This window comes from Kaistella sp. (assembly GCF_041824135.1).
In the GTDB taxonomy this organism is placed as follows: Bacteria; Bacteroidota; Bacteroidia; order Flavobacteriales; family Weeksellaceae; genus Kaistella.
Genome location: NZ_JBGZYM010000106.1, coordinates 44620 through 57608 on the forward strand (window position 1 = coordinate 44620; position 12989 = coordinate 57608).

Here is a 12989-nt window from a genome sequence, read left to right on the forward strand (position 1 = left end):
AAGTCTTTTAAGCTTCACAACTCGAGCAGCTCACAAAGTTCACCATCATTTCCTTAGAAACAGACGAACTTCTTTGGTAATACAAAGATTTCACTCCTTTTTTCCAGGCTTCGATATATAGATAATTCACATCTTTAACCGGCATGGTTGCTGGAATCTGTAAATTCAATGATTGTCCCTGATCAATATATTGTTGTCTTTGGGCAGCTTGCGATATAATCTCCATTGGAGAAATTTCACGGAAGGTTTTAAATACTGCTTTTTCCTCTTCAGACAATTCTGGGATATTTTGCACCGAACCATGGTTCAACATAATTGTTCTCCAAGTATCTTCGTTGTCGATTCCTTTTTCTTTAAGCAATATTGCGAGGTATTTATTCTTGCGCATAAAGTTCCCTTTTGCCAAACCTGCTTTGTAATAATTAGAAGCAAACGGCTCAATTCCAGGTGAAGTCTGTCCTAGGATAGCAGAACTTGAAGTAGTTGGTGCGATTGCCATTGTTGTGGTATTTCGCATTCCGTAACCTTTCAGCAATTCCGGTTCGCCATAGATATTCGCTAATTCCTGAGAAGCGATAATCGATTGCTCTTTAATTTGTCTGAACGCTTTTGCATTAAACTGAGTCGCCTCAAAACTTTCAAACGGGATCATATTTTTCTGAAGATAAGAATGATATCCAAGAACTCCCAAACCTAACGCTCTGTGACGCAAAGCAAAATTTCTGGCTCCGGTCAAATAATAATTCCCTTCTGTTTTTTCAATAAATTCAGATAAAACAGCATCTAAGAAATAGATCGCCAATTTCACCGCATCCGTATCTTTCCACTCGTCGTATAACTCTAAGTTCATTGAAGAAAGACAACAGATAAAAGATTCTGCTTCATTAGAAGGCAACATAATTTCCGAACACAAATTACTTGCATTCACCGGCATGCCAAGATCTTTATAAACTTGTGGTTTGTTACGGTTCACATTATCGGTGAAGAAAATATATGGCAAACCTTTCTGTGCACGACTTTCAAGAACTCTTGCCCAGATCTTACGCTTGTCCATATCGCCATCGATCATGTCCTGCATCCAGTAATCTGGTACGCAGATTCCGGTAAACAAGTTCTGAATCGGACTTCCAATATCTTTGATCGATAAAAACTCCTCAATATCTCCATGGTCAACATCCAAATACGCGGCAAAAGCTCCACGACGAACGCCGCCTTGAGACACCACATCCATTGCAGTATCATATAATTTCATGAAAGAAACTGCACCCGAAGATTTTCCGTTGTCTGTTACGGCTGTTCCACGATTTCTTAGTTCACCAAAATAGCCGGAAGTTCCACCCCCAATTTTGGTCTGCATAATTACTTCGCCTAATTTGTGGGTAATTCCTTCGATATTATCCGGCACATGAACATTGAAACACGAGATCGGCAATCCTCTTTCCGTTCCCATGTTTGCCCAAACTGGTGAAGAAAAACTGATCCAACCTTTTCTGATCATCTCTTCGAAAGCGGGTTGCAGTTCTGGTTTATATAATCTTTTCGCCGCCGCGGTGGTGATTCTGGTAATTGCACCATCTACGGTTTCGCCTTTCAATAAATAACCGCGGTTGAGCATTTGCTCCGACTCTTCGTTCAGCCACCAAATTTTCTTTTGTTCTTCCATAATTCTCTTTCTCTAAAAATGTACCGCGTACAATGTGTTTTTATTATTTTTTTGAAGCATCCAATTTTTGCTTCTTTTATATCTCGGTCCCGCTTTCCGTTGCAATCTGTCATTGCGATAGAAAAGGGTTAATCCATTTAAATTTACAATTCGCAATGCCAGGATTTCCACTACAATCGGGGCTAGAAACTTCTGTCGTTTTTCTTTTGAAAATTCCTAATACCTTTTAAAAACCTTGTCAAGGTTTCAAACCTTGACAAGGTTGAATTCCAAAATAAGTTTTGGCTAAAGCCACTGGAATTTTTCTTTCTTTTAGAAGGGCTAAAGCCCGTTCTTATTAATGCTTATAATGCTAACTATCTTTCTTTCGACGATCGCTTCGCTCGCGCTTTATAAGGATTAGAAGATAGCATAAACCTCTTTTAGTTTTTGTATTGCTCGATCGCCTCATCCAGGATCGTGACAAGAGCACTTTCTATTGCTATTGCTTTCTGGGTTTTATATCTTCTTAAATCGCCGACGAAATTGGTGTAATAATTACTCATAAAGTCAATCTCCTTCAATATTTCTTCTGCATTAACCAATAAATCAGTTTTCGCTTCAACGTCAGTAGACAATTTAATTTTCTCCCTTAATTTTTCTAGTTGCTCGATCTGGTTTTGCGTTGCTTTTTTCATATGCTCACTTTTAAAAAAATTAATTTACAGTAGATGTTTTTTAATCCTGCTGATGGTGAAATCCAAGTAAGGTTTTGAACCTTGACAAGGTTGAATTCCTACAATAGGTTTTGGCTAAAACCAATTGAATCTTCCGTTTGTTAAACTATTGATATTGATCAATCTTACTTCTTAAGATTTTACAGATTTTACTTTAACAATTCCTTTCTCAATCTTTTCAAGGTTAACATTACTATCTTGACAATCTGAAAAATGATAAACTATTACAATACTTTTCTTTATTTCGTTTTCGAATACAAAACGAAATAAAGAATTTTACTATTAATAAAGTAAAAGTTCCATATTATTAAATTCTAGTTTCGTTTTCCAGAGCAAAACGAAACTAGATTAGATTTTTTTTTATATCAAAAACCTCAAATAACATAAATTTTGATCTCTGTCCCAAAATAACTTTAACAAAGTGAATAACGAAGAGACTAACAAAAATAACAATTATCATAACTATAGATTTTATAATGAATGATCTAAGCTCTTCAATGCTCCAAAGAAATTCTAAAGTATTCATCGTCTACTAAAATAAATCGTTCTCGGTAATACTCTTATCGTGTTTCGTATAATCAACCGGTCTTTTGGCGAAGAAATCATCCATTGAATTGGCGAAAACTTCTTCCTCAAACCAAACCATCGGACGGAATTGTTCCGGCGTGATATTGTAGCGGGTTTTCATATTGATCTTCTTCAAACTGTCGTCTACACGGAATTTCATGAAATTCAGTAAATTTTCTTTGCTCACATTATCGATCTCGCCCATTTCGAAGATCCAATCCAGGATCTCTTCTTCTACGTTGATGGAATGATCGACCAAAGTGTAAATATCTTCGATATCTGAATCGGTTAAAAGATCCGGTTGTTCCTGACGTATTTTATTGATCAAATAAATCCCAGCATTGGCGTGAATTTGCTCATCAACGGAAGTCCAGGCGATGATATTGGAAACGTTTTTCATATATCCTTTGAATCTCGTGAACGATAAAATAATCGCAAACTGAGAGAACAAGGAAACGTTTTCAATTAAAATACTGAACAGCAACAAGGAAGAAACATATTCTTTTTGAGTGCTCGAATTGGCATGTTTCAAAACATTGGAAAGAAACTCGATTCTCTTTTTAAGGGCAGGAATTTCGATAGCCTGATTAAATGCATCGTTGTACCCTAAAACTTCCACCAAACGGGAATATGCTTCTGAATGACGGAATTCGCATTCTGCAAACGTCGCTCCCAAACCGTTCAATTCTGGTTTCGGCATATGGTTGTACAAATTCCCCCAAAATGTTTTTACAGAAACTTCAATTTGGGCAATCGCCAACAGAGCATTCTTGATCGCATTCTTTTCATGCGGTTCTAACTGAGAATGGAAATCCTGAACATCAGCTGTAAAGTCAACTTCTGAATGTACCCAAAATGATTTGTTAATGGCTTCCACAAACTGTAAAACCTCTGGATACTCAAATGGTTTATATCCTATTCTTTTATCAAAAATTCCCATAATAAAACTTAATTTTTAAGTGACTACTCTTAGAAAAGAGCGATTACACAATGTAATGATTATTAGCTGTTTATAAAACGAATGAAAGCTAAAACAGAGAATTTTAACCATATTGCGTTCCGTACAAAAATAGGAAATGAAACCTTATGAGGAAAGTCGTAATCATTAATTCACTGACTATAAGCGGTAAAAGTTTTCCACAATCACACAGACCTTGCGTTCCCATTACGTTTAGAACGGTACGACACTTGATCACGACGATTAGACCCGATCCTGATTTAAACAACTCTTCTATACCATCACATAATAGGTTAAAAATTATTAAACGGCGCCAATTTCAACCAAGACGATGAATGAATAAGCGGGGATAAAAAATAGAATGATTAATTAATTGGACCTCGCTTTCTTAAAAAAAATCACTCCAACTTTCGCTGGAGTGATTGTATGAAATCTCTAATTTCCGTATAAAATTTCAGAGTCATTTAAAATCCTGTAGGAGTCGGTATCACTGAAGTTGATCCGTTTGTACCACCAAGATCTAATCCTGCTCCCGGAGTTGGTGTGGCAACGTTTTTAGTGATCAATTCTTTGTACACCAATAATTGCAATCTGATATTAAAACGATCTGCAGCTACCGGTCCTGCACCAGCTTTTGTAAATTTAGCATCAAGATACCTGGCTCTGACCCACCAAGTGCCACTTTGCACATACGCCACAAAATCTGGACTTGGCTGATAATAAGGAGAGGAAGTTTTTGTAGCATTTAAATCATGCATCGTGTAAACGTCAATATCTGTTGGTGTATTTTCAATACTGAAACTGCGAACTGCAACCGTAAAATCAGCCGCAGAAATTTTAGTATCGTAAGCTGTAACTCCAACGTTAGAAACATTGGTAAAGTTAAGACTTATATAGTTGACCAGCGACGATGCGCCTGCCTGAGAATCATAAACATCTAGACTTCGGTTAGACGAAGCCATAAATTTAATAGGCAACTCCTGCGGATCTCCCGGCGCGCGAAGATAAAGTTTGTCGGCATGAACGACTCCATTCACATCCAGGTTTTCTGTTGGATTGGTGGTATTGATCCCGACGTTATTATTGGTAGATTGTGCCTGCAGATCTGTAATAACAAACAGAATCGCAAATAATATTAATTTTTTCATCATTTTTATTTTTTATTGTAATCCTGCTGGGGTATTGGTAGAAACTCCTGAATAAACCGGGTTGGCAGAAGCACTAACCGATCCTGTAAAAACCCCATAATCTTTCACTAACGTTTTCTCATAAACAATGAAGGAAACATCCCAGGTTCCGTTGGCATTGGCATCCGTTCTCGCCCCATTAAAATTTAAACTTATTACATATTTCCCCGCAGCTGTTCCTGTTCCTGGTTCTACCGTCGTTAGATAGGTACCATGTACAGGAGTTGATGTATTTCCGGTTGCAGTTGGACTTACCTGAATGATATTGGCACCAGTAAAAGTCGCTTCTGCCAATCCAACAAAATATTTACTTACGTCTAAGCCCGTATTTAATTTAAGCACTCTAACATCATCAACGTTGGTGATCTTTACCGTGTATTTATTAATTGGAACAACGGTACGTGTTCTGGTATTCAAAACCTTCACTTCACCCACTGGATTAGAATCCTCGGATCTAACCAGGAGATTATAATTGCCCGTTACGATTTTGGTATCGGTTAAAATAAGATAATCGTCCAGCAATATATTTCCGATGACATCCAACTGATCGCGGGGAGTTTCGGTTCCGATTCCTACCTGACTGAAAAGCACAGCCGAAAGAGTCAATCCTAAAATTGTAGTTATTTTTTTCATAATAGTGTGTTTTTTAATTGGTAATCAAGGCAGAGGTAGCAGCACCAGTTGTGGCACCCGCTAAATTGACCGTTACTGGTGTATTTCTCGCAAAAGTCTTATCGAAAATCATGAGACTTACATTCCATAATCCTGCAGTGGTCGTGCTTGACGGAGGTGCAAATCCATTATAATCGGCTTTAATCCACCAAGTTCCACCTTGTTCGTAAGTATAAACTTGCGCAACTGGAGCAAGACGCCTTGCTGCTACACCTGTTGAATTTAAAACCACTGGAAGATTAAAATTGAAAGAATTGACAATTACGACATACTTAGAAGCGTTAATCTTCGTATTGTAAGCGTTAACCCAATCCCTATCACCATTGTCGGTGCTAATATTATATTGAATAATACCAAACGGAGCAGGGAAAGTATTGGTCGGTCCTCCTCCACTTGACTGAACGTTGTAGGTTGTAATTCGGTTAGCAGTGGTAGATTTAAGAAGGAAAGAATAATTTTCGCCTGGAGAAAGTTCAGGAATTTGTGACGCACTGGCATTAAGATCTAAAATGATATCCTTTGCCTTCATTGTACCATTTACATGGAGCTTTTCTTCGGGTGTAGAAGTATTAATTCCTACATTTCCAGACTGAGCCGACATGGCACAAGCCGAGAATAACAGCATAAGCTGTATCTTTTTTTTCATCGTATTTGTGTTTTTATTTGTGTTTGAAGTCTTCTTTTATAAATAAATTCAGACTTGATGCAAACATACTGAATCAAAAGTAAATCAAATCGTAAAATTTATCCATTTAATAAAAACAAATTAGAAATTTTTAAACTATAACAACACTAATTCTTATATAATATTAAATAAAAACACAATTACTATTAATAAAAAAAATTAATATAAAATAATATAAAAGAGAAATAATTACTATGCATTAAATACAATAGGTAGAATTATCCTAAATTACAGTTTATCGAAACATTTGTAACAAACAAAATAAAAAACCTACTTATTACGTAAATAACCCCACTTGATGTTAGTAATTAAGGATCTCAACAAATCATACGACACCGGAAAGAGCAAACTTCACGTTCTAAAAGGAATTGATCTTTCAATTGATGAAGGCGAATTCGTTTCCATTATGGGAAGTTCGGGGTCGGGAAAATCGACTTTACTTAATATCATTGGTATTTTAGATGAAAAAGATACTGGTATTTACGAACTTGATGGAATTCCGATCGAACATCTTTCAGAAATAAAAGCCGCAGAATATCGAAGTAAGTTTTTAGGATTTATTTTTCAGTCCTTTAACTTGATTGGCTATAAGACTGCTTTAGAAAATGTTGCACTTCCACTCTACTACCAAAATATAGGACGGAAAGAAAGAAATGAAAGAGCCATGGAATACCTGGCGAAAGTAGGTTTGGCAGAATGGGCAACCCATTTACCGAATGAACTTTCGGGAGGACAAAAACAAAGAGTTGCCATAGCACGTGCCTTAATCACCGATCCAAAAGTAATTCTAGCCGATGAACCAACTGGAGCACTTGATTCAAAAACAACCTACGACATTATGAAACTCCTTCAGGAAATTAATCGTGGCGGTAAAACAATTATCGTTGTGACCCATGAACCTGATGTTGCCGCCGAAACCAAAAGAAATGTCATCTTAAAAGATGGTATTATAGAAAGTGATGAATTTATTACCCAAAGAGTTTTAGAATAAATAATGACCACTTGGTGAATGGTGAATTTAATAAAAAATGCTTTTAAAGAAAATTAGACAATATGTTTGACCTCGACCGCTGGAGAGAAATATTTGAATCCATTCGCAGTAATATATTGCGAACGGTACTTTCTGGCTTTACCGTGGCCTTAGGTTTATATATTTTCATTGTGCTTTTCGGTATTGGAACTGGACTTCAAAATGCTTTTACTCAAGGTTTCGCTCGAGATGCGACTAACCTTATCACTATTTTCACCCGTAAAACAACCATCGCCTATGGAGGTTTACAATCCGATCGACAAATCGTTCTAAAAAACGATGACTACGAACAAATCAGCACCGAAGATCCTGAAAAGTTAGAAAGTTCTACGCCAAGATATTCAGCCAACATGACGGTGAAATATGGTCGAGAAAGTGGTAACTATCAAATTAGCGGCGCGAATCCCGATGAGAAAATTATCGAAAACCGAAATTTAACTGAAGGCAGATATCTAAGTCCGTTGGATATGAACCGTCAGCAAAAAGTCGCCGTCATTGGACGAATGGTTCAGCGGGATTTAATTAAAAACGGCAGTCCGATTGGTAAAGATTTAGATATTAATGGAACCATGTTTAAAGTAGTCGGAGTTTTCTCTGACGATGGTGGCGATTTCGATGAACGAATGATCACTGTTCCGATCACCACTTTGCAGCAACTCAAAAAAGGTTCAGATACAGTAAGTACTATTTTTCTGACTTATAATACAGATCTCACTCCGGAGCAAGCCATTAAATATGGTGAGAAAGTAGAAAAAGAATTAAAAGCAAAACATAAAGTTTCGCCTGACGATGAAAATGGTGTCGTGGTCAGGAACAATGCTAAAAACATGGATCGAACTTTTCAGTTTTTATTCATCATCACGCTTATCGTTGGATTCATCGGAATGGGAACTTTGCTCGCCGGAATTATCGGAATTAGCAATATCATGGTTTACATTGTGAAAGAGCGAACCCAGGAAATCGGTGTTAGAAAAGCGATTGGTGCAAAACCGAGCAGTATCGTAGGCTTAATTATGCAGGAAAGTATTGTGATTACGGTCGTTTCTGGTTTAATGGGCGTTGGTTTAGGAATACTCACTTTAAATTTAATTGGCGACAGTTTAGAAAAATATTTTATCATGGATCCATCAGTTGGTTGGGGAATCGTGACGGCAGCTTTTGTCAGTTTAGTCATTTCCGGATTGATTGCGGGATTTGTTCCAGCGTATCGAGCCAGTAGAATTAAACCGATTGAGGCGTTGAGAAGCGAATAGCTTTTTAGATAAAAGAACATAGATAAAAGACTTTATTAGCACCATTAAATTAATTTCGCATTAATTAGTGAATTTACTCACTTAAAGAAGTTGACATTATGAACATCATTTTCAAAATAGATACCTGGCAAGAAATTTATTATTCCCTCAAGAATAATAAGTTACGAACCTTCCTCACCATGATCGGTGTGGGCTGGGGAATGTTTCTTTTTGTGGCCCTTTTGGGTGCCGCCAAAGGAATGGAAAATGGGTTCGATAAAGTGTTCTCTGGGTTTGCAACCAACTCCATTTTCCTTTGGGCACAGAATACTACAATTCCTTATGATGGATTTCCAAAAGGCAGAAAAATGGATCTGCATTTAAGCGACCTGGAGTTACTTCCCCAAAAAATTAAAGAGATCGACTATATTTCTCCGCAAACTTCCCGAGGAAAATTTGGAACGCCAGGAGAATCATTTTCCAGAAATGGAAAGAATGCAACTTATACTTTAACTGGAGATTTTCCAGTTGGAAATAAAATTTCTGAAAAAAACCTAATCTTCGGACGGTACATTAACGATGCTGATATTTCTGGAAATAAAAGTGTGATCGTTATTGGAGAAGAGATTTATAAAAACCTCTTTGATGCGAAAAAGAATGAAAATCCGATAGGACAATCGATCAATGTAAAAGGAGTTTTCTTTAATGTAATTGGCGTTTTTCGGGTAAAGAAAACTGGTGGCCCAGATAATGATCAGGAATCATTTATTCCCTTTACCACTTATTCTAAAATGTATAATGAAGGTGATAAAGTAGGATTTTTTGCGATCGTAGGGAAACCCGATGCAGATCTAAGTCTTCTGGAAGATCAAATAAAAACGGAACTTAAAACCAAATACAATGTTTCCCCTGATGATACCAATGCTTTCGGATCTTTTAACCTCGGAAAGGAATTTGGAAAACTAACAGGATTCCTCACCGGAATGCAGTTACTTACTATTACCGTGGGATCATTAACAATTTTAGCCGGCGTTATTGCTATCTCTAATATTTTACTAATTACCGTAACGGAAAGAACCAAAGAAATCGGAATCCGTCGTGCTTTGGGTGCAAAACCTGCAGAAGTAAGAAATCAGATTTTATTGGAAAGTGTCGTGATCACTTTGTCATCTGGCCTTATTGGTTTTATGCTGGGAATATTTCTGCTGATGATTTTAAATCTCATTACGAAAGACCAGGATGCATTCCCTTTTTACAACCCGACGGTTAATTATGGACAGGTTTTCGGGGCGATGGCGATCATGGTAGTTTTAGGATTGATTGTCGGTATGATTCCAGCGCAAAGAGCGGTGAAGATTAGACCAATTGAAGCGCTGAGATCGGAGTAATCCTGAATGATGAGTAATGGGTAATTAGAAATGAGTAATGGGTAATGAGAAATAGGAAATTGATTACGTTTTTTAAATTAAAAAACTGCCTTGCGACCCAGCCTGAATGGAGCTCTTTTTGTGAGGCGCCAGCCGAGCAAAAAAGCGGGAATGGAGGATGGAAAAAGTCGCCCAAAAAAAAATTAAAAAATAAACTAATTATATGAAAAAGAAGTTCACCTTTAAAAAAGCAATTTACCTATTCTTGGGATTGATTTTTGTTGTGGCGTTGATTTTTGGAATTAAATATCTGATTTCATCCAACTCAACAGAAAGCGAAGCATTCCTCACCAAAAAACCATTCGTGCAAAATATGGATGATAAAGTGATGGCGACCGGAAAAATTGTACCAAGAGAAGAAATTGAGATCAAACCGAATATCTCTGGAATTATTGATAAAATTTTGGTGACTGAAGGTGATAAAGTGGTCGCGGGTCAATTGGTGGCTACGATCAGAATTGTACCGAGTATCCAAAATGTGAATGCGGCGACGCAGGAAATTAACAGCGCTAATTTACAGATCAGCAATGCTCAAATTAATGTTGCTCAACAGCAGAAACAATTTGCGATGCAACAAAGTTTGTATTCTCAAGGCGTGATTTCTAAACAGGAATATATTTCAGCGCAACAGCAATTGCAATCTACGCAGCAAAGTTTACGAAATGCACAGCAACAAAGACAAACTGCGCAGAAAAATCTACAGATCGCGAAAACGGGCGCGACGCCAGAATTAGCTGGTTTGGCTACCACACAGATTCGGTCTAAAGCCAACGGAACCGTATTAGAAGTTCCTGTAAAAGTTGGAAGTCAGGTGATTGAAGCCAACTCCTTCAACGCAGGAAGTACGATCTGCTCAATTGCGGATTTGAATTCTCTTATTTTTGAAGGAACCATTGACGAAGCACAAGCTGGAAAATTAAAAGAAGGAATGGATATGAACATCGTCATCGGTGCGCTGCAGAATAAATCGTTTCCAGGTCGTGTAACCATGATCGCACCCAAAGGAAAAGATGAAGCTGGAACGATAAAATTCCCGATTGAAGGTGATGTTTTTAATAAAACCAATGAATATATCAGAGCTGGATTTTCTGCCAACGGCGAGATTATCTTAAGTTCTCAGAAGAATGCTTTGCTTTTGGATGAATCTTTAATTCAGTATGAAAAAGTAAATGGCCGAGATAATTCTTTTGTGGAAGTGAAACAACCCGATGGAAAATTCAAAAAAGTTAACGTAAAACTCGGTGCGAGCGATGGAATAAATGTTCAGGTTCTATCCGGAGTTTCGAAAGATTCGGAAGTGAAAGTTTGGAATCCAAGTGACAAGGACAAAGAAGCCTTGAAGGAAAAGAAAACTAAATAACAGCAAATCCCGGAATTTATTTCGGGATTTTTATTTTATCTTTTCTAAAAAATAAAGCCAGGTTTAGAAACAAAAGAAGCAAACTCAAAGTCATCCAAATCGCGGATTTAATATTTTCAAATTTGAGTTCCTCGATATGTGTTTTAGCAATTTCTGCTAATTTTGAACTCTGCACGATGTAATTTTGAACCTCAATTATTTGATCTTCATTTTTGTTGGGAACGGAATGTTGCGAGAAATAAACCAGATTTTTTTTGCCCATATACGCGGCAATCCAATATTGGTCAGAAGAATCCATTTTTAAATAATCGATGCGATAATAGTTATTTCTGATAATTCCCAAATGACGTGTTTCAAATTTTAAATCAGGATCAGCATCGTTATTAATTTTAATGATGTAAAAGTCTACGGGAAAAGGCAATTTATTAACGACCTGCACCGTCATAGAATCCTGTACAAAATGATCAATACTTTTCTGAATAAAATAATAGGTAAAGGCAACCACGGCAAGTCCGACAATTACCAATCGATATGCACGAGCATACGAGCTGAATCTACCGGTTTTAATAACGGAGAAAAGCAACCCAAAAGAAAGTAAAACTGCAAGCAGGAAAAACAAATAAAACATGGCGTAAAGATAAATAAAATTACCACGTAGAAAATGGTTATTTCGGGGTTGATGAAGTTGTGCTGAGTGGTTTCTTACTCTTCACATAATCGATCAAATAGACGAAATTTGATTAGTAAAAAAGCCGATAATTTATATTTAAAGTTTACCACTCATAATAATTACTTCCTTTCACTTTCAATATGGCTCTTTTTACTTGGATCTTCTCTACTCCACATTCCACTCCCGAGAGAACTGATCGAGAAATTCAACCATAAAATCGTGACGTTCTTCTGCGAGCTTTTTGCCGGTTGCAGTGTTCATCATATCTTTCAAAAGCAACAACTTTTCGTAAAAATGATTGATGGTTGTCCCTTTCGATTTTTTGTATTCCTCTTTGGTCATATTCAAAGCTGGCTGAATATCCGGATGATACATTAAATTATTTTTAAATCCACCATAATTAAAAGTCCTGGCAATCCCAATCGCGCCAATTGCATCAATGCGATCTGCATCTTGAACAATTTGTAATTCAATAGGCAAAACCTCTGGCGCTTCTTCCCTATTTTTAAAGGAAATATTTTTAATAATAAATAAAACCTGCTCGATTATGTCTGCAGAAACATTTTGACTTTGTAGCAACTCATTAGATATTTTCAAGGCTAAAGTTTCATCACCATCGTGAAATTTGGGATCTGCAATATCATGAAGCAAAGCAGCAAGTTCAACAACCTGGAGATTACAAGTTTCTGAATCAGCTATCTTTTTTGATAGTTTCCAAACTCTTTCAATGTGAAACCAATCGTGTCCGGCTTCGGCACCTTCCAGTTTTTCCTTAACAAAAGCGATCGTATTCTGAATTAAATTTTGGGACATTCTTCTTTT

General features: G+C 36.9%; 12 protein-coding genes. 4 read left to right on the top strand and 8 right to left on the bottom strand.

The window, feature by feature from the left end:
* Positions 1-7: 7 nt before the first annotated feature.
* From ACEYOS_RS13700 to ACEYOS_RS13725, 6 genes are all read right to left on the bottom strand, one after another.
* Positions 8-1663 (bottom strand): ribonucleoside-diphosphate reductase subunit alpha, encoded by a 1656-nt coding sequence (locus ACEYOS_RS13700; RefSeq protein ID WP_373708051.1) that lies wholly within the window; start codon positions 1661-1663, stop codon positions 8-10.
* Positions 1664-2085: 422 nt separating this feature from the next.
* Positions 2086-2340 carry a hypothetical protein gene (locus tag ACEYOS_RS13705; protein ID WP_373708050.1) on the bottom strand — a complete coding sequence of 85 codons (255 nt, stop codon included), beginning with the start codon at positions 2338-2340 and terminating at the stop codon, positions 2086-2088.
* Between the two features lie 571 nt (positions 2341-2911).
* Positions 2912-3886, bottom strand: a complete 975-nt coding sequence (locus ACEYOS_RS13710; RefSeq protein WP_373708049.1) for a ribonucleotide-diphosphate reductase subunit beta — start codon at positions 3884-3886, stop codon at positions 2912-2914.
* 482 nt (positions 3887-4368) lie between these two features.
* Positions 4369-5052: a hypothetical protein gene (locus ACEYOS_RS13715; protein WP_373708048.1), complete on the bottom strand. Its 684-nt coding sequence runs from the start codon at positions 5050-5052 to the stop codon at positions 4369-4371.
* 12 nt (positions 5053-5064) lie between these two features.
* A complete protein-coding gene (locus ACEYOS_RS13720) occupies positions 5065-5724 on the bottom strand; it encodes a hypothetical protein (protein WP_373708047.1) in 660 nt (219 codons plus the stop codon).
* Positions 5725-5737: 13 nt separating this feature from the next.
* On the bottom strand, positions 5738-6409 hold the full coding sequence (locus ACEYOS_RS13725; protein ID WP_373708046.1) for a hypothetical protein: 672 nt from the start codon (positions 6407-6409) through the stop codon (positions 5738-5740).
* Positions 6410-6746: 337 nt separating this feature from the next.
* Between ACEYOS_RS13725 and ACEYOS_RS13730 the strand changes: the two genes are divergently transcribed.
* The 4 genes from ACEYOS_RS13730 to ACEYOS_RS13745 all read left to right on the top strand — a co-directional run bounded on the left by ACEYOS_RS13730 (position 6747) and on the right by ACEYOS_RS13745 (position 11497).
* The gene (locus tag ACEYOS_RS13730) at positions 6747-7439 is read left to right on the top strand and encodes an ABC transporter ATP-binding protein (protein WP_373708045.1); all 693 of its coding nucleotides are present in this window, start codon (positions 6747-6749) and stop codon (positions 7437-7439) included.
* Positions 7440-7501: 62 nt separating this feature from the next.
* Positions 7502-8731, top strand: a complete 1230-nt coding sequence (locus ACEYOS_RS13735) for an ABC transporter permease (RefSeq protein ID WP_373708044.1) — start codon at positions 7502-7504, stop codon at positions 8729-8731.
* Between the two features lie 98 nt (positions 8732-8829).
* Positions 8830-10098: an ABC transporter permease gene (locus ACEYOS_RS13740; protein ID WP_373708043.1), complete on the top strand. Its 1269-nt coding sequence runs from the start codon at positions 8830-8832 to the stop codon at positions 10096-10098.
* 202 nt (positions 10099-10300) lie between these two features.
* On the top strand, positions 10301-11497 hold the full coding sequence (locus ACEYOS_RS13745) for an efflux RND transporter periplasmic adaptor subunit (RefSeq protein WP_373708042.1): 1197 nt from the start codon (positions 10301-10303) through the stop codon (positions 11495-11497).
* A 16-nt stretch (positions 11498-11513) separates the two neighbouring features.
* Here ACEYOS_RS13745 and ACEYOS_RS13750 read toward each other — a convergent pair whose 3' ends face one another.
* On the bottom strand, positions 11514-12125 hold the full coding sequence (locus ACEYOS_RS13750; RefSeq protein ID WP_373708041.1) for a hypothetical protein: 612 nt from the start codon (positions 12123-12125) through the stop codon (positions 11514-11516).
* Positions 12126-12332: 207 nt separating this feature from the next.
* Complete coding sequence (locus tag ACEYOS_RS13755) at positions 12333-12980, bottom strand: HD domain-containing protein (protein WP_373708040.1); 648 nt, start codon at positions 12978-12980, stop codon at positions 12333-12335.
* Between the last annotated feature and the right edge of the window lie 9 nt (positions 12981-12989).

What these genes read in the sequence shown, in the direction of transcription:
- ACEYOS_RS13700 (WP_373708051.1), bottom strand. Translation starts at nt 1,663, where the DNA reads ATGGAAGAACAAAAGAAAATTTGGTGGCTGAACGAAGAGTCGGAGCAA.
- ACEYOS_RS13705 (WP_373708050.1), bottom strand. Translation starts at nt 2,340, where the DNA reads ATGAAAAAAGCAACGCAAAACCAGATCGAGCAACTAGAAAAATTAAGG.
- ACEYOS_RS13710 (WP_373708049.1), bottom strand. Translation starts at nt 3,886, where the DNA reads ATGGGAATTTTTGATAAAAGAATAGGATATAAACCATTTGAGTATCCA.
- ACEYOS_RS13715 (WP_373708048.1), bottom strand. Translation starts at nt 5,052, where the DNA reads ATGAAAAAATTAATATTATTTGCGATTCTGTTTGTTATTACAGATCTG.
- ACEYOS_RS13720 (WP_373708047.1), bottom strand. Translation starts at nt 5,724, where the DNA reads ATGAAAAAAATAACTACAATTTTAGGATTGACTCTTTCGGCTGTGCTT.
- ACEYOS_RS13725 (WP_373708046.1), bottom strand. Translation starts at nt 6,409, where the DNA reads ATGAAAAAAAAGATACAGCTTATGCTGTTATTCTCGGCTTGTGCCATG.
- ACEYOS_RS13730 (WP_373708045.1), top strand. Translation starts at nt 6,747, where the DNA reads ATGTTAGTAATTAAGGATCTCAACAAATCATACGACACCGGAAAGAGC.
- ACEYOS_RS13735 (WP_373708044.1), top strand. Translation starts at nt 7,502, where the DNA reads ATGTTTGACCTCGACCGCTGGAGAGAAATATTTGAATCCATTCGCAGT.
- ACEYOS_RS13740 (WP_373708043.1), top strand. Translation starts at nt 8,830, where the DNA reads ATGAACATCATTTTCAAAATAGATACCTGGCAAGAAATTTATTATTCC.
- ACEYOS_RS13745 (WP_373708042.1), top strand. Translation starts at nt 10,301, where the DNA reads ATGAAAAAGAAGTTCACCTTTAAAAAAGCAATTTACCTATTCTTGGGA.
- ACEYOS_RS13750 (WP_373708041.1), bottom strand. Translation starts at nt 12,125, where the DNA reads ATGTTTTATTTGTTTTTCCTGCTTGCAGTTTTACTTTCTTTTGGGTTG.
- ACEYOS_RS13755 (WP_373708040.1), bottom strand. Translation starts at nt 12,980, where the DNA reads ATGTCCCAAAATTTAATTCAGAATACGATCGCTTTTGTTAAGGAAAAA.